The sequence below is a fragment of the Paenibacillus sp. p3-SID1389 genome (genome assembly GCF_025151705.1).
Lineage (GTDB): Bacteria > Bacillota > Bacilli > Paenibacillales > Paenibacillaceae > Fontibacillus > Fontibacillus phoenicis.
In genome coordinates this window covers 75,860-92,658 of record NZ_JALXVO010000007.1, presented here as the reverse complement: position 1 = coordinate 92,658, position 16,799 = coordinate 75,860, and the positions used below count along the sequence as shown (strand labels likewise).

The 16,799-nt window shown below is 54.6% G+C and carries 11 protein-coding genes; 2 read left to right on the top strand and 9 right to left on the bottom strand.

Annotated elements, in window-relative coordinates:
- Positions 1 to 338 precede the first annotated feature (338 nt).
- Positions 339 to 4,394, bottom strand: a complete 4,056-nt coding sequence (locus tag M3G15_RS04880) for a WIAG-tail domain (RefSeq protein WP_260070238.1) — start codon at positions 4,392 to 4,394, stop codon at positions 339 to 341.
- A 269-nt stretch (positions 4,395 to 4,663) separates the two neighbouring features.
- On the opposite strand from M3G15_RS04880, the gene M3G15_RS04875 reads away from it, so the two are divergent.
- Positions 4,664 to 5,983 (top strand): MFS transporter, encoded by a 1,320-nt coding sequence (locus tag M3G15_RS04875; RefSeq protein ID WP_260070237.1) that lies wholly within the window; start codon positions 4,664 to 4,666, stop codon positions 5,981 to 5,983.
- A 46-nt stretch (positions 5,984 to 6,029) separates the two neighbouring features.
- Here the strand turns inward: M3G15_RS04875 and M3G15_RS04870 are convergent, their stop codons facing one another.
- On the bottom strand, positions 6,030 to 8,003 hold the full coding sequence (locus M3G15_RS04870; protein WP_036644700.1) for a glycoside hydrolase family 127 protein: 1,974 nt from the start codon (positions 8,001 to 8,003) through the stop codon (positions 6,030 to 6,032).
- 131 nt (positions 8,004 to 8,134) lie between these two features.
- Between M3G15_RS04870 and M3G15_RS04865 the strand changes: the two genes are divergently transcribed.
- The gene (locus M3G15_RS04865; RefSeq protein ID WP_009224354.1) at positions 8,135 to 9,016 is read left to right on the top strand and encodes an AraC family transcriptional regulator; all 882 of its coding nucleotides are present in this window, start codon (positions 8,135 to 8,137) and stop codon (positions 9,014 to 9,016) included.
- Positions 9,017 to 9,076: 60 nt separating this feature from the next.
- Here M3G15_RS04865 and M3G15_RS04860 read toward each other — a convergent pair whose 3' ends face one another.
- The 7 genes from M3G15_RS04860 to glcT all read right to left on the bottom strand — a co-directional run bounded on the left by M3G15_RS04860 (position 9,077) and on the right by glcT (position 16,715).
- Positions 9,077 to 9,784, bottom strand: a complete 708-nt coding sequence (locus M3G15_RS04860) for a hypothetical protein (RefSeq protein ID WP_260070236.1) — start codon at positions 9,782 to 9,784, stop codon at positions 9,077 to 9,079.
- A gap of 77 nt (positions 9,785 to 9,861) precedes the next feature.
- Positions 9,862 to 10,311, bottom strand: coding sequence for a disulfide oxidoreductase (locus M3G15_RS04855; protein ID WP_397376586.1), 450 nt, complete (start codon positions 10,309 to 10,311; stop codon positions 9,862 to 9,864).
- Between the two features lie 15 nt (positions 10,312 to 10,326).
- Complete coding sequence (locus tag M3G15_RS04850) at positions 10,327 to 11,040, bottom strand: DsbA family protein (protein WP_009224357.1); 714 nt, start codon at positions 11,038 to 11,040, stop codon at positions 10,327 to 10,329.
- A 406-nt stretch (positions 11,041 to 11,446) separates the two neighbouring features.
- On the bottom strand, positions 11,447 to 13,159 hold the full coding sequence (ptsP, locus tag M3G15_RS04845; protein WP_260070235.1) for a phosphoenolpyruvate--protein phosphotransferase: 1,713 nt from the start codon (positions 13,157 to 13,159) through the stop codon (positions 11,447 to 11,449).
- Positions 13,152 to 13,427, bottom strand: a complete 276-nt coding sequence (locus tag M3G15_RS04840) for an HPr family phosphocarrier protein (RefSeq protein ID WP_009224359.1) — start codon at positions 13,425 to 13,427, stop codon at positions 13,152 to 13,154. The genes ptsP and M3G15_RS04840 overlap by 8 nt, the downstream gene beginning before the upstream one ends.
- Before the next feature lie 131 nt (positions 13,428 to 13,558).
- A complete protein-coding gene (gene ptsG, locus M3G15_RS04835; protein ID WP_260070234.1) occupies positions 13,559 to 15,637 on the bottom strand; it encodes a glucose-specific PTS transporter subunit IIBC in 2,079 nt (692 codons plus the stop codon).
- 232 nt (positions 15,638 to 15,869) lie between these two features.
- On the bottom strand, positions 15,870 to 16,715 hold the full coding sequence (glcT, locus tag M3G15_RS04830; RefSeq protein WP_260070233.1) for a glucose PTS transporter transcription antiterminator GlcT: 846 nt from the start codon (positions 16,713 to 16,715) through the stop codon (positions 15,870 to 15,872).
- Positions 16,716 to 16,799 lie beyond the last annotated feature (84 nt).

Genomic DNA, 16,799 nt, shown 5'->3' with positions numbered 1-16,799 from the left:
TGTTCTTGTTGAATTTTCGACTGTGCTCAGATCACGATTCCGATATAACGCTCTCCAAGCAATCGCGCCCCTCCCTCTTGCACGATGTCTATCCCTTGAACCGACCCGACTCTGAATTAATGTGAAGAATTTCACATAACCTGTGAAAAAAATTAGTTGGATCGGTTCCCATTAAATACTAGGTAATTTGACGCAAAAACGCTGTACGCAAAATCACATAGCCTGAAAGATATGTCACTTTGTTATGGCTTAGCTGAAGAAAACAGCCGCCGGGATGGTTCCCGACGGCTGTTATACAAGCGAGTATTCTAGCTGACTCTATTGTGTTTTAGAAGACGTTACTGCGTGTTGCCAATCGCCATCCACGTTACGATTCCGTAGTTGACGCTAGTGTCCTTCAGCTTGGATATCGTGATGACAGCCGAGCCAGGCGATTGCTCCTTCAGCGAAGTATAATACGCAGGGTGATTGGTCATCGCAACGACAACGTAGTTGGACGAAGCAAACGGCGATTCAAATTTGATCTTAACCGTCGCCTCCTCCTCATGAGGCTTCAGCAGGAACGGAACCATGCCAAATTGCATCTCCGCCGGCTGGCCTGCCAGCGTGGTTACCGGAGCAAAGTTGAGCTGCTCCACTCCAACGGAGCCCGGCTGCAAGTGGCGAGTCCCAACGGCCTCATCCGCTAGTATAGCGCTGTCGACCGCATTTGGCGCCAAATGGGCGTTCTCTACCGACGCTGGCTGCAAATGTTCCGCCCCAACCGCGCCTACAGCCAAAGCCCCTGCATCCACTGCACCGGGTTGCAGATGCCCCCGGCCGATGGAAGAAGGCTGGATGTCTTCGCCGCCGATCCCTTCCTCAGGCAGCAAACCGTGTTGCTGAATCTCGGTGGACAGATGCCAAATATTGACGGCTTCGAGAGCGATATGGTGGGCATTCACCGCAGCATCGCTTAAATGCCGGGACTCCACGCTTTCTGCTGCCAAGTTCGCACTTTGCACGGCGTCCTCGGCCAGGTGATGGCTTTGAACGGCGGCATTTGCCAATTGCTCGCTGTGCACCACGCCTTCCTGCAGATGGCGAGTGCCTACAACCGCTTCGCCCAGATGGCGTTCCGACACAACGCCTTCCGCCAAATGCTCACCTTGAACTGCTCCATGATCCAAGTGGAAGCCTTGGACCGTCCCCTCTGCCAAGTGCACGCCTTGCACGGAACCGGCTTGCAGATGACCGCTGCCCACCGCCTGCTCGCCTAGAGCTATGGCATTTACCGCACCGGCTTGCAAATGCCGGCTGGTAATCGACCCGGCCTGCAAATCATCCCCGCTGATCCCATCGGCCGGCAACAGACCCTGTTGCTGCAGTTCGGCAGACAAGTGTCCGTGATTCACGGCTTCGGGAGCGATATGGGTGCCTTCCACCACGGCCTCCCCAAGGTGCCGGGACTCCACGCTCCCCTCGGCTAAATGCTCGCTTTGCACCGCGCCTGCGATCAAGTTCCGGCTTTGAATGGACCCATCTGCCAGATGGCGATTCAACACGGAACCGCTCTGTAAGTGGCCGCTGCCAACCGCCTGCTCACCCAGCGCTGTAGCGTTCACCGCACCAGCTTGCAGATGCCGGCTGGTAATCGACCCGGCCTGCAATTCATCCCCACTGATCCCTTCGGCCGGCAACAGACCCTGCTGCTGGAGCTCTGCGGACAAGTGCTCGTAATTTACGGCTTCGGGAGCGATATAGGTGCCTTCCACCACCGCCTTTCCAAGGTGCCGTGACTCCACGCTCCCCTCGGCTAAATGCTCGCTTTGCACCGCGCCTTCGGCCAGGTGCTGGCTTTGGACGGACGCCTTCGCCAGATGGCCGCTTTGCACCGCACCTGCCTGAAGATGGGAGCTGCCAACCGCCTGCTCACCCAGCGCTTTGGAGCCAACTGCGCCTGCCTGCAGGTGCTGGCTGGCGATAGCTCCCGGCTGCAGAGCCTCCCCGTCGATCCCGGCGACAGGCAGCAGCCCGCTTTGGCGCAAGGCAGGGATCATGTGGGCAGCGCTGATCGATTCCGGAGCGATGTGGTAAGATCCGATCACCGAGACTCCGAGGTGGCGGTCAGTCACGCTGCCTTTGGCCAAATGCTCGCTTTGTACCGCCCCTTCAGCCAAATGCCGGCTTTGGACAGACGCCTCCGCCAGGTGACCGCTTTGCACCGCCCCCTCCTGAAGATGGGAGCTGCCAACCGCCTGCTCACCTAACGCGTCCGTATCAACCGCACCGGCTTGCAGGTGCAGGCTGGTGATGGCGCCCGCCTGCAGATCCTTACCGCGGATCCCCGCCTCGGGAAGTAACCCGCTCTGCCGCAACTCGGCAGACAGATGTCCGGCTTCGATGGCTTCGGCGGCAATATGGCGGGAGCCCACGGCTGCGTCGTCCAGGTGGCGTCCCGTTACACTGCCTTCGGCCAAATGCTTGCTCTGTACAGCCCCAGCGGCCAGATGATCGGCTCCAACCGCGCCAGCGGACAGAGCTTCCGACCCGACGGCACCGGGGGCCAAATGCCCGGCGTCCACGGCTTGCGCCGCCAGTTTCGGACCGGTCACGCTGCTGTTCGCCAGCTTCGCAACCGTCACCGCCAGATCCCCCAGCTTATCCGTTGTCACGCTTTCCGGCGACAGCTTCAAGCTGGTGACCGCATGATCCTGGAGATGCGGCGAGAAGATGACGCCAACCCCCAGGTGCTCCTCCCGAATCGCACCGGGTGCGATCTGGCCGCGGGTGACGGAGCCCGTCGCCAAATGCCGGGTCTGCACGATACCCGATCCCAAATGGTCGGCCGTGATTTGCTGTGCACCGATGGCGGACTCCGTCACCGCGGCCGGAGCGATCGCGCGGCTCGTCACACTGTCTTTAGCCAGTTTGTCGGCCGTGACGCTTCCTGGCTGCAGATGATTCGTCGCAACCGCTCCATCCGCCAGGTGCTCCGTGGTCACCTCGGCGGACGCCAGCTTCTGCCGGGTGACCGCCGCATCGGCCAGATGCCATTCCTGCACCGCTTCCGAAGCAAGGTGACTGCTTTGCACCGCCCCTTCGGACAGGTGCTTGCCGGTAACCGCTCCCCGCGCAAGCTGCGGCGATTGCACGGCCCCTTTGGCCAAGTGCCGGGTCAATACAGCTTCGTCCGCGATTTTCCCCGGCAGCACGCTTTGATCGGCGATCTTGGACGAGGTTACCGCCTGCTCGATGATATGCGAGGTGCCCACAGACTGGTCGGCCAGCTTCGTGGAGGGGATCGATTTATCGGCAAGATGCCGCGCCTGGATGACCTTGTCAGCGATATGCTCCTGACCAATACTGCCAGGCTGAACATGTTCGCTGCCCACGGCTCCTGACGCAAGATGGTGGGATTCAATCACCATTTCACCTAAATGAGCGGAAGTAACGCTCCCTTCCTGCAGCTGCTCCGCGCCGACACTGGACCAAGCCAGCAGTTCCCGGTCGATCATACCGGGTGCCAAATGCCGCGAAGTAATGCTGTGATCCGCCAGATGGCGGCTTTCCACCGCCCCTTCCGCCAGCTTCTCTCCCGTTACGGAGTGATCGCGCAGCTTCGATGTTGTCACAGAGGCCTCTCCCAGCTTAGAGGTGTCGACCGCTCCGTTGGCCAAATGCTGCGCATTTACGGCACCGCTGCGGATTTTATCCCCCGTTACAGCTTGGTCCTGCAAGAGCTCGGACGTTACGATCCATTCCGACAGATGCCGGCTCTCCACCGCCCCTTCTGCCAGCTTCTCCCCGGTGATCACCCGATCCGCCAGCTTCTCCGGGGTGATGCTGCCGTCAACCAGCTTCTCTCCGCCGATGGAATGATCCCGGATCGCCCAGCCTTCGATCGAACCGTCAACCAAGTGGCTGCCGTTCACGGAGGAAGGAGCGATTTTGGAGGAGGTCACCGCCCGATCGGCCAGCTTGATGTTCTCCACGGCGTAATCGGCGATCCAAGCGGTGTCGATCGTCCCCCGCATGATCCGCGAAGCATCGATCGTATACGGCGCAATTTTCTCCCCGGTGACGGCCTCATCGATGAGATCGTCGGTATAAATAATGCCCCGTTCTTGGTGCGGCGCGGTTTTTTCACTCAGCAGTTCCTGCAGCGCCTGGTTTCCGTCAACGTTTCCATGCTCCGGATCTGCTCCGGGTGATGCCGTCGCGGCCTCTTTCTCTTGTTCCGGCAGCGCGGGCAGTACGGGAGCTGGGCTTTCATGAAGCTCAACCTTCTTGTCTCGGGATCGCAACGATGCCTTTCGTTCCTCAAGCAGCTTAAGCTCGTTGATATTCGGGTTATCTACGTAATAGAGCGATTTCTTTGGTCTACTTGATTTTGTTGATTTATGTCTCTTCAAGAGCCGCCCTCTCCTTTGCCAATATAATAATCTTTGGTATCATATGCGGGGGGTTAGGCTCTTGTCACAGCTTTTGGGCCTGATTGCCGCAGCACGCTGCCTCCTGAAAAAAGATGAAATGGTTTCCCCGATTTCTACCGTTTTTAGCAGAACGGCCGCACGTTACAATAACCTTACGCGTAAGAATTCGGAAGGTACGTCGAAGCACGCCAAAGTTCACCGAAGTTCGCGGAACATCCTTTAAGCTCAAGTCTTGGAGGCAACTAGACATGAAAACCGATCTCGCCATAAACACCGCTCAGAAAGCATCCGTTAACGTTAGCCCGGCCGTCCCAGAGGCGTCAGAGGAACCTAACACGGCCATACTCCTATCTGCTGAAAAAAGCCCCACTACTGCACCAAACCTCGGCTATCGCCGCTCGTTTGCGATCATTTTGACAAGCGTCGTGCTGTTAAGCTTCGGGGGGAAGCTCTATGAAATCATCCTTCCGCTGATGATGTACGACATTACCCATTCCTCTGTGGCCATGAGCAGTATGAAAACCGCGGAGCTGCTGCCCAACTTCTTCTTCGCCATCTTCATCGGCGTCTTAGTTGACCGCGTCAACAAAAAACGCTGGATCCTCTGGATGATCGGGCTGCAGGCGATGCTGCTCCTTGCCTTTGCCGTCTTGTTCCGAAGCGGGATTCATCTGCTGCCGGTCTATTACGCCATCGGCTTCCTGCTGATGACGCTGAATTATGGATATTTTAATGCCGAAGTCAGTCTTATCAAGCTGAGTGTTCCGGTCCGGGAACTGACAAGCGCCAATGCCAAGCTGAGCTTTGCCGAAACGTTTGTTGGCATTATGGGGCCAGCGTTGTCCGGTCTGATCCTGATGTTATCCGACATCTCCGATGGATTGCTCATCACGTCGTTCTGTTACCTGATATGCATGGGGTTATTTACTAGACTAAAATTGGCGGAGAAAAAAGAAACCCCGCGGCAATCCCGATTCGCCGCGGAGTTTCTGGAGGGCTGGCGCGCCTTTTGCGTGAACAAGCCGCTCGTGTTGATGACCGTGTTCGTCGTGTTTCTAAACTGTACGTACACGGTGATCAGTACGACATCGATCTACTACGCCAAGGACGATCTGGGATTGTCCTCCTCCCTGCTAGCCATTGTACTCTCGGCTTCAGGTGCCGGAGGTCTTGCCGGAAGCTTGCTGCTCAGTCGGTTAAGACAATCCTGGGGCCTGGGCAAGGTGTTTGGCGCATCCATCTTGCTGAACGTCATCGCTTATCTCCTTCTGTTTCTTATCGATGGCCTCGTGATGTTTGCAGTCGCCCTTTTCCTATCCGGATTTGCCGCGACCTTGTACAGCGTGTCGGTGTACGCCTTCCGCCAAGAGCAGACGCCGGCGCCGCTGATGGGACGAATCGCCGGAATTACCGGGACCTGCTTCCGGATCGGCATGCCTATCGCCGTCTACGCTTCCGGTTGGGTCATCGCCTGGTGGGGCACAAGCGTGATCTTTATCACCTGCGCGATATGGAATCTGATCGTCCTGGCCGTTTACGTGCGAACCCGGCTGTGGAACGTTCAGTGAGCTGATACCCTTCTACAACCCATGCCGGTCCATCGCAAGCAAACATTTAGCGCTCGCGCACCCAAACCATCATTTCCCCTTCGCCGCGATTGGCCCAGGCGTAATACGGGATGAACTTAAGCGCTGCTGGTTGCTCCGTCAGACGCGGGGACGCGCTGTACAACCCGCCGTCCCAGTCCGGCCCGGTGATGCGGACCGCCTCGGTCCGCACGGTAACGATGCCGCCAAGAAGTTCGGCTTCGTATTCCGCGTGAAGCTCGGCCTCCCGCGGCAACACCAGCTCATGCAGGTTCGCGCCGTTGTCGGCCTGCTCCAGGCAATAGACGAGCGGGCCGCGCTGCAGCGCCACCTTGCCGGCGTTTCCACGTACGAGAGGATGGCTGTACATACGTGTCACCGGCATCGCCAGCTTCAGCTCCACAACATCCCCTGCACACCATTGCCGCGCCAGCCGGATGTAGCCGTCCTGAAGCAAAGCTCCCTCCAGTTCCACCACTTCTCCGTTCACCTGGAGACTCGCTTCCGGGCACCAATCCGGCAGCCGCAACGCCAGTGTAAAGCGACCTTCTCCCTCCGGCTGCACCTCAAACCGCACGTTTCCACCCCAAGGGTAATTGGTCGTTTGCGTCAGCTTCACCTTGCCGCCGCTCGTTTGCAATTCGGCTTCCCCGCCGATATAGAGATGAGCATATACCGTATCGCCTTGCACTGTATAGATGTATTCGCCAAGCGATGCCAGCAGCCGGGCGATGTTCGGCGGACAGCAGGCGCAGCCGAACCATTCCTGACGAACCGTTTTTATATGGTCAAACTTATGATTGGCGCCCCCGCAAGCCTTCGGGTCGACTTCCAGCGGATTCACATAGAAGAAATGCTTGCCGTCCCGGGCCATTCCACCGACAACCGTGTTGTATAAAGCCCGCTCCATCACATTGGCGTATCTCGAGTCCGGCGAAATCCGCAGCATCCGCTGGGCGAAGAAGATCAACCCGATGGAAGCGCAAGTCTCCGAATACACCGTGTCATTTGGCAGGTCGTAATCAAACGAAAACGCCTCGCCCTGCGGCATGGAGCCCACCCCGCCGGTAATATACATCTGCTTGCCGACAATGTTGTCCCATAGCTTGCGGCAGGCGGCCAGCATCGACTCGTCACCGGTTAACGCCGCAACATCGGCCATCCCGGTCAACATATACAGCAGCCGCACAGCATGGCCCACCGCTGTCTCCTGCTCCCGTACCGGCAGATGCGCCTGATGGTAAGTGAGGTCAACGTGATCTGCATGCCCCGCCCAGTGCGTTTGACCTCCCCGCCGCTTGAGTTCTTCCTCGAAGAAGGAAGGCTTCTGCCCCCGTTGCTCAAGGAAATATTGGCTTAGACGCAAATATCGCTCCTGTCCGGTCACCTCGTACAGCTTGACGAGCGCCAGCTCGATTTCCTGATGGCCGTCGTACCCCGGCAACTTGCCGGGCTCCCTGCCAAACACGCTGTCGATGTAATCCGCGAACTTGATGACCACGTCGAGCAGCTTTCTTTTGCCTGTGGCCCGATAATAGGCGACTCCCGCTTCGATTAAATGTCCCGCGCAATACAGCTCATGGCATTCCGTCAAATTCGTCCAGCGCTTGCCCGGCTCCTTCAGGATATAATACGTGTTCAAATACCCGTCTTCCCGCTGCGCCAAGGCCATTGTGTCAATTAATCCGTCGGCGATCGCCGCCAGCTCCGGATTTGGATCCGCTTCCAAAATATAAGCTGCCGCTTCCAGCCATTTCGCCAAATCGCTGTCCTGGAACACCAGCCCGTAATATTCACCCTGAACTTGCCCTGCGGCAATTTGAAAATTGCGTACAGCGCCGCTAGGTTCGGCTCCTTCCACCCGATCGTTTAATGCCTCCCATTGATAAGGGACAACCACATCCTTCACTAAACGGATATAGTAACTCCAAAATTCGTCGCGGATGTTCACTCGATTCAGCGCAACCCGCTCGGAACGCGGCATTTGCCCGGCTAGCTTCATCGCAAAGCCTCCTCCTTTTTTCAAAAAATCATACTGACAAATCTCATTTTATCTCATATATTTAGAACGAAATACGAATTCTATCAACCTCAAAGTTATAATATTTCACATTCGAAACGGAGGAGAGTGCCTTGCCGAAACCAACCGACCTGGTGCAGCTGACGGCGCCGCCCTTGCCCTATTTTTTGGAATGCGGACATACCGTATATCAGCCCGGAGACGAACATCCCAACCGGCGGAATATCGGTATTTTTGATTGGATCGTCGTGGAATCTGGCACGTTATACCTCGGGGAGGCGGGGCAATCCTGGAGTCTGGGGGCCGGCCAATCGCTGCTGCTGTTGCCCGATCGGCACCATTACGCGGTGAAGCCGTGCGAAGAGCCTACGTCGTTTTACTGGCTGCATTTTCATACGGTCTGTGCCTGGCAGCAGCTTCCGGCAGAGGAAGCCGATCACCTCTATCCGGACGCGGACGAGCATTACAGCCGTTTCCTGGCTTCGCCATATTCCCTGCATCTGCCGAAAGCGTGGGACCTCCCCTCTCCCGACCAGACGTTCCGCTTGTTCCGGCAGCTGCTGGAGAGCCTAGGGGAACGTCAATCCCGGGCGTTTTGGAACCGGCAGCAGCGGTTCGAGGAGCTGCTTCGTGCGATGGATCTCCGGCAGTTAGAATCACATGCCTCCCCGGTAGTTACCGTTGCGGAAAAGGCTGAAGCCTACATCAAAAGCAATTTCCGTTCGGAGCTCAACAGCGGGCAGATGGCCGATGCGCTGCATTACCACTATAACTACATCACGCGCTGCATGAAGCAGGTGTATGGCATGACGCCCAACGATTACTTGCTGCATTACCGGTTAGAGCAAGCCAAGCTGCTGCTGCTCACCACGGAGTGGCCGATTGCGGATATTGCTTCTTACGTTGGCTTCAACAGCACTCCCTATTTCTCGAACCGGTTTGCCTTCAAAAATGGCTGCTCTCCCCGCGAGTTCCGCAAGCGATATATGTCATGAGGAGGTAAAAAAAACGCCCGCTGCAGAAGCCCTGCGCGGACGGTTTAGCTTTAGTTCGTGTTAATTCGTTGCCACAACGGTGTTGATGGACGCGAACGCCAGCGGGCCAAAGCCTTCAGATGCTTCGCCATGCGGCGAATTCAGCAGAAAGGCAAATCCTTGCCCGCCTATGTTCTTGACGATATACTGCTGGGTCAGCCCCTTGCCTTGGGCGATCAAGAACAGCTCGGCATCTCGCATCGTTTCGTAGAGCTGGTCGCCGGTACGCTGCTCGACTTTACCGATTTTAGACATCTCGCTTTTGGCCGACTTCGCCAGCTCCTCGATGTTGTAGTCGGCAGGCAGCTTGGTAATGACCACATGATAGTCTGAGTCGTAATTCATCATTAACTTGTTGGTTTTGGCATCAAAGGAGAAGATGTCGAACATATAAAAAGCGTAGCCCTCGCCCCTCTGCAAAGTGGCGGTTCGCGTCTCTTTCATGCCTTCCAGCTCAACCTCGATCGATTTCTCAGCCGGCAGCTCCGATGTTGCACCGGAGTCCGTCGACTCTGTGGCAGGAGCCGTCCCCTGCTTCGTTTCGGCTGCGGCGTCATCCGGCACGTTGTTGTCTGTATCCGTCTGGTTCCCGTTCGTTTCACCGCTTGCATTCATCCCAGGCTCGGAACTGTTCCCGAAGCACGCGGTCAGCGAGAGCACCAGCAGAATCATCCCCAGCCAGCCGGTGGTCTTCTTCCATTTCGTTTTTAGTACATTCTTGTTGTTCACTTCGAACACCCCCGCATATACAGACGGGCCGAACCTCAAAAAAGTTGCCATCACGAGGGAGGGAAATATTGCAGGTATTATTGTTCCTCAGCAGTTTCTTTGCCCTCGCGAGCGGCCAACAAGAACAGGACGATCAGCACGAAAGCGACCAGCGCCATAAACGGAATCGTAATAAATCCGAGCCAGCCTTGGCCTAAGTAATCGACGTTGCAAGGTACGCCAATTTTGCAGGGAAGCAGCTTGGCTAACGCCGGGATTTTTTGCTCGCTGTAATGATAGATGGAGATCATGCCGCCGATGATGCTGAGCGGAAGCACGTATGGAATGATCTGACGGTCGTTCTTATACGCGGCAATCCCCAGCAAGATGACCTGCGGGTACATGAAGATCCGCTGGAACCAGCACAGCCGGCACGGCTCATAATGCAGCACTTCGCTTAGATATAAGCTGCCCGCCGTCGCGACCATCGCAACCAGCCAGGCGAGGTAGATGCCATAGTCCTTCAAAAACCCCCGCATCATCCCCATTCCTCCCTCATATTCTTATTCTCCGGCCAATTCGTTATCGATGGTCTTCTTCAGCGTCTCATAATCGCCTAGGTTGCCGGCATATTCAATACCGTTGATGAAGAACGTCGGCGTGCTGTCTACGCCCAGCTTGTCTCCTCGAGCCAACTGCGCTTGCACCTCGTCCTGGTACGTTGCTTCGGCGATATCTTTCTGCAGCAGGTCGTAATCGATGGGCAGCTCCAGTTCTTTGGCCAGATTGACCAAAAATTCAGGCGAAGCCCAACCGTTGTTCTCCTCCCCCTGGCGTTCAAAAATCGCATCGAAATACTTCCAGAACGCATCATTGCTTTGATGATACACCGATTGAGCGGCCAGCGCGGCCGTAAAGGAATCGGAGCCGATAAACGGCAGATTCATGAAATAAAAAGCGACTTTACCTTGATCTATATAATCCTTCACCAATTCCGGCTTAATCAGTTCATTTACATGTTTACACGACGGACATTGATAATCCCCGAACTCTACAATCTTTACCGGGGCATCAGCTTGTCCTAACACAGGCAGCGCAGCATAATCAAATTCGACAGGCTTCGGTTTCGGCTGAATCGTCAACACGACGATGATCAGAATCAGAAGCAACCCCACGGTCGAAAACCAGATCAGTCGTCTCCTCTTTAATTGCTGCTGCAGCTTTTGTTGTTCGGCTTTGCGCTTGGCCAAAGCGTTCTTTGTTGTTTTCGGCGGCATGCGATCCCTTCTTTCTATTTAATAGTTCAATTTCAAAATACGTTTTATCCTGCAACCATTCTAGTTACAAAAGCAAGATTCGTCAAGTTGAACCGAGAACCTCGCAGGACCTTCCCAACGAAAAAGTGTGATGGTTCGTACTCATCAACGATTTATGCCTCTTCAGGCCTCTTTTACACCATTATCCCTTTCCTTCAGAAATAGGGGATCAAGATAGATCCTATTTATCCAAGCCATTCTGTGTTCCCCACCCCCTGATGCAACGGGATAATCGTTAAAAAGAGAGCCAGACACCTCTATAAAGCCGCAACCAAGAAAAAAACCGGCGCCCTAACGGCACCGGTTCAAGAGGAAACCCGTATTTCCAGTTGGAAAAGATCTTAAATTCTTACGAATCTAACAATTCTTATGCTTCGATAGAGCGAACCAGCTCGACGACTTGTTCAGCCGTCTGCATTTGCAGCGCCTTCGCCGCCAGCTGCTCCATTTCCGCTTTGGACAGCTTGGAGATTTGCGAACGAGCCGGCAGGATCGAAGTCGCGCTCATGCTGAATTCGTCCAGCCCAAGTCCGAGCAGCAACGGAATCGCCGTTGCATCGCCAGCCATTTCGCCGCACATGCCGGCCCACTTGCCTTCTTTGTGCGCTGCATCGATGACCATTTTCACCAAGCGTAAAATCGATGGGTTATATGGCTGGTACAAATAAGATACGCGTTCGTTCATGCGATCGGCTGCCATTGTATATTGAATAAGGTCGTTGGTACCAATACTGAAGAAGTCCACTTCTTTGGCGAACTGATCGGCCAGGACCGCAGTCGAAGGAATCTCCACCATAATGCCGAGTTGGATCTCGTCGGAGACTTGAACGCCTTCGGCTTGCAGCTTCTCCTTCTCTTCCAGGAGCAGCGCCTTCGCCGCACGGAATTCATCCAATGTTGCGATCATTGGGAACATGATACGCAATGTGCCGTATACGCTGGCGCGAAGCAAGGCGCGCAGCTGCGTGCGGAACAAGTCCTTCTGCTCCAGGCACAGGCGAATCGCTCGGAAGCCCAGGAACGGGTTCAGTTCCTTCGGCAGATTCAAATACGGCAGCTCTTTGTCGCCGCCGATATCCAACGTGCGGACAACAACCGGCTTGCCTTCCATTTTTTCCAGCACGGTCTTGTAAGCATTAAATTGAACATCCTCTGAAGGCAGCTCTGTGCGGCCCATGTACAGGAATTCCGTCCGGTACAGGCCTACCCCTTCACCGCCGTTCTCCAGTACGCCAGCCACGTCGTTTGGCGTGCCGATGTTCGCGGCCAATTCCACGTGAACGCCGTCTTTGGACATCGTCTGCACCTCGCGCAGCTTCTTCCATTCTTCGATCTGCACCAGGTACTTATCACGTTTCGCTTTGTATTCGCTCAGGACATCCTCGGTCGGATTGATGATGACGCTGCCGTCCAATCCATCCACGATCACAAGATCGCCGCTGTTTACCTTGTCCAGCACCTCTTTGGTGCCGACAACCGCCGGGATTTCCAGCGAGCGGGCCATAATCGCCGAGTGCGACGTGCGGCCGCCGATATTCGTTGTAAAGCCCTTGACGTACTTGCGATTCAACTGTGCCGTATCCGACGGCGTCAAGTCTTCCGCAATCACGACGACTTCCTCATCGATGTCAGCCGGATTGACGTAATTCAGTCCGAGCAAATGCGTAAGCACACGCTTGGTGACATCCCGCATATCTGCTGCGCGTTCCTTGAGGTAGGCGCTTTTCATATTTTCAAACATCGAGATGAATTCATTGGCGGTTTCATTCAGAGCGTATTCCGCTGTCACGCTCTCAGCGGTAATTTTATCGCGAACCGGCGTCAACAGCTCCGGATCGTTCAAAATCAACAAATGGGATTCGAAAATCTCCGCTTTCTTCTCACCAAGCTCTTGAAGCGTGCGCTCTTTGATCGCTTCGAGCTCCTGCTGAGATTTGGCCAAAGCTTCATCCAGGCGTGCCAATTCCGCAGCGGAATCGGAAGCATCCCGATGATGAATCGTATAGTCGGGATGCTCCAGTTTGAAAGCTTTGGCGATAGCCACGCCGGCCGAAGCGGCAATGCCTTCGATCTTAAGCATTCACTTCTCCAAGCCCTTCGTTAACCATCACTTCGGTGAGCGCTTGAAGTGCTGCCTCGGCCTCTTCGCCTTCAACGATCAGCTTCAGCGAATCGCCTTGTTCCAGTCCCAAGGACAGTACGCCGAGAATCGATTTCAGCGTTACTTTCTTGCCGCCGGCTTCTGCGAAGGATTCGGCCCCCTTAAATTTGTTGGCAGTGTTCACCAGAGCCGTAGCCGGGCGTGCATGAATTCCGTCTTCATCCGTAATTTTGAACATTCTTTCCATGAGTATTCCTCTCGCTTTCTGAACTATAATTTTAGAAAATGATATGTGATACGCTCCTTACCCTATTGTAAGGGAACGTGAGAAGCAATGCCAAATGCATCACCGTGATCGAACGACGGCGCCTTGGAGCTTTACTTGATGGTGACGATGTCGGCTTCGCCTTTGGACAGCTTGCCGGTTTTGTTCAGCTTCACGGACGCGCCTTCAGGCAAGTTCGAGAAGACGATTGGCGAAATGATGGATGGTGCATGCTCTTTCACATAATCCAGATCCACTTCCAGGATCGGTTGTCCGGCGGCCACCAGATCCCCTTCCTTCACCAGCACATTAAAGCCTTGGCCTTTCAGCTTAACGGTATTTACACCGATGTGTACTAGCACTTCTTTCCCGCCGTCCGACATAATGCCGATGGCATGCTTGCTTGGGAAGACGTTAAATACTTTCCCGTAAACCGGGGAACCAATCACACCGTCATGCGGAAGCACTGCAAATCCGTCGCCGGTCATTCTTTCCGAGAACACAGGGTCAGGTACATTGGAAATATCCATCAACTCACCGTTTACCGGCATGACGATATCTTCATTGATAATCGCATCGCCGTCTTGAGCCGCTTGTTGTTCGACTTCAGCCGGTTTAACCTCTTCGGTCTTCACTGCTGCTTCCGTCTTCACCGCAGCCCGCGGCGTCTTGCCGCTAATAATATCGGCAATTTGCGATTTAATCGTGTCCGAGCGTGTTCCGAAGATCGCTTGGATGTTGTTCCCTACTTCAAGCACGCCGGAAGCGCCCAGCTTCTTGAGCTGATCCTTGCTGACGTTTGCTTTATCCTTCACTTCAACACGCAGCCGGGTGATGCAGGCATCCAGGTGAACGATATTCTCTTGGCCGCCCAGCGCAGACAGGATGTTATGCGGCAAATCGTCCTGAGACGTTGCTCCTCCAGCTCCTGCCCCATCCTCATCGGCAACTTCATCTTCGCGGCCCGGTGTTTTCAAGTTAAACTTGCGAATGACGTAACGGAACCCGAAATAGTAGATGACCGCCAGGATCAGACCTACGATGATAACGTTCCACCAAGGTGTCCGGTTTGGAATCACACCGAAAATCAGGAAGTCGATCAAACCGCCGGAGAAAGTCATCCCGATCTTCGTACCAAGCAGATGCATCGTCATAAAAGACAAGCCTGCGAAGATCGTATGAACGGCAAACAGCGCCGGTGCAACGAACAGGAACGAGAACTCCAGCGGTTCCGTAATCCCCGTCAAGAAGGAAGTTAATGCTGCCGAGCCCATAATCCCGGCCACATATTTCTTATGCTCTGGACGAGCTTCGTGATAAATGGCCAGCGCAGCGGCAGGCAAACCAAACATCATGAACGGGAACTTACCGGTCATAAACGTACCGGCAGTAAACGGCACGCCATCGCGCAGCTGAGCCATGAAGATCGATTGGTCCCCGCGCACCAGCTGACCTGCGCTATTGATGTATTCGCCGAATTCGAACCAGAACGGCGAGTAGAAGATATGGTGCAAACCAAACGGAATTAACGCCCGTTCGACCACCCCGAAAATAAACGCGGACAACGTCCGATTTTGCTCCAGCATAAAGTGGGAAGCGGAGTTCAGTCCGGTTTGGATCGGCGGCCAAATGACAACCATCAGCAAACCAAGCAGAACCGAGGTAGCGGCGGTCATAATCGGAACGAACCGTTTCCCGGCGAAGAAGCCGAGGTAAGACGGAAGCTCGATCCGGAAGAACCGGTTATACATGGCCGCAGCCAGGATACCCACGATAATACCGCCGAATACCCCTGTGGCCAGCGTTGGAATACCAAGTACGTTGGCATATGCCGGATCGGTTCCGATCATCGACGGCACGACGCCAATGACCGTCCCCATCGTCACGTTCATGACGAGGTACCCGATAATGGCAGCCAGACCGGCAACCCCTTCACCGCCTGCCAAACCAACGGCGACGCCAACTGCAAACAGCAAGGCCAGGTTCGTAAAGACGATTTGGCCGGCGTTCATCATGACTGTAGCTACAGCATGAACAGCGTGGTTATCCAATGCGGGAACCAAATTTAGGAACTCAGGGCTGACCAGCATATTACCGATCCCGAGCAGCAGGCCTGCCGCCGGAAGAAGAGCTACCGGAAGCATCAGCGCTTTACCTACCCGCTGTAAAACCCCAAACAAACGCTTAAACATAAATACCCTCCTGTAATTACATAGTGGACTAACAAAAACAGGCATGAGCCAATATAGGTCATTTGTGCTGTACCGTGATCGCTTACGGATATAATACCCCGTAACCGTCCAATACAATCCAAAAAAACCTTTATCAACTCATGCCTGATCGAATCAGTCACACATTGTGATTATGAAGTTGTTGTTAATGCATTAGGAATTATAGCAGACCTTCTTTTTTCGCGCAAGCAAGCTATTGAAGATTTGCCGGAGCCACACGGTGTAAATGCATGGTTAAATAACTAACCTCTGCCTTATAAACCGGCAGCTTGAGCCGTTGCTCCATAACTTTTGTCAATTTATAGGCAAGCGAATACAACACAGGATACTCCTGCTTGAGCAGCTGTTCCAGCTTGTCGACTTCGCCGACTTGCTCTCCCCGCCGAATCCGCTCGATCGCGAACCGCAAATGGGTGAGCAGACGCGAATAGTCCAGCGAATTGCGGAGGATCGAGAAGCGAAGCTCCTTCTCGATGATGCCTACCAAATCGGCGATCAACTGGGCATGTCCGCGGACCTCGCTGATGTGACGGTTGGTGATGGCGCTGTTGATGTGAAGCGCAACGAAGCCAATTTCGTCTTCACCAAGATCAATACCCAGCCTCTCCTTGATCAAACGAATGGCATATTCCGCCAATTCATATTCCAGCGGATAAATTTCCTTCGTCTCGAACAAAAATGGATTATGAAACGCGATGTCCTGCTCCGCCCGTTTTATCGCAAACGCCAAGTGATCAGTTAACGCGATGTGAATATGCTCATTAAGCTCGGTTTGAGTTTTCCCGGAAATATACATAATAATTTCGCCGATGATCTCGATCAGCTGTTCATCCACCTGGTGCACGAGTTGCTTGTATTGCTCCTGCTCCTGCTGGTTCGTAAGGATAAACATCTTCTCGACGGCTTCCAGCGAAATGGAATCTCCCGTTTTTCGGTTAAATCCGATGCCTTTGCCGATGACAACGACCTCGCCATGCTCCGGATGATTTGCGATGATGACATTGTTATTCAACACTTTGGCCACGCGCAGGCTGTTCACAACACAGTAGCACCTCTTTTCCTATATTCCGAAAACGGTTAAGCCCATTATAATGGATTTTTTGGGCGCCGTCAGCCGATTCCC

What these genes read in the sequence shown, in the direction of transcription:
- M3G15_RS04850 (WP_009224357.1), bottom strand. Translation starts at nt 11,040, where the DNA reads ATGCCGCCGAAAACAACAAAGAACGCTTTGGCCAAGCGCAAAGCCGAA.
- M3G15_RS04875 (WP_260070237.1), top strand. Translation starts at nt 4,664, where the DNA reads ATGAAAACCGATCTCGCCATAAACACCGCTCAGAAAGCATCCGTTAAC.
- M3G15_RS04855 (WP_397376586.1), bottom strand. Translation starts at nt 10,311, where the DNA reads ATGGGGATGATGCGGGGGTTTTTGAAGGACTATGGCATCTACCTCGCC.
- M3G15_RS04840 (WP_009224359.1), bottom strand. Translation starts at nt 13,427, where the DNA reads ATGGAAAGAATGTTCAAAATTACGGATGAAGACGGAATTCATGCACGC.
- ptsP (WP_260070235.1), bottom strand. Translation starts at nt 13,159, where the DNA reads ATGCTTAAGATCGAAGGCATTGCCGCTTCGGCCGGCGTGGCTATCGCC.
- ptsG (WP_260070234.1), bottom strand. Translation starts at nt 15,637, where the DNA reads ATGTTTAAGCGTTTGTTTGGGGTTTTACAGCGGGTAGGTAAAGCGCTG.
- M3G15_RS04870 (WP_036644700.1), bottom strand. Translation starts at nt 8,003, where the DNA reads ATGAAGCTAGCCGGGCAAATGCCGCGTTCCGAGCGGGTTGCGCTGAAT.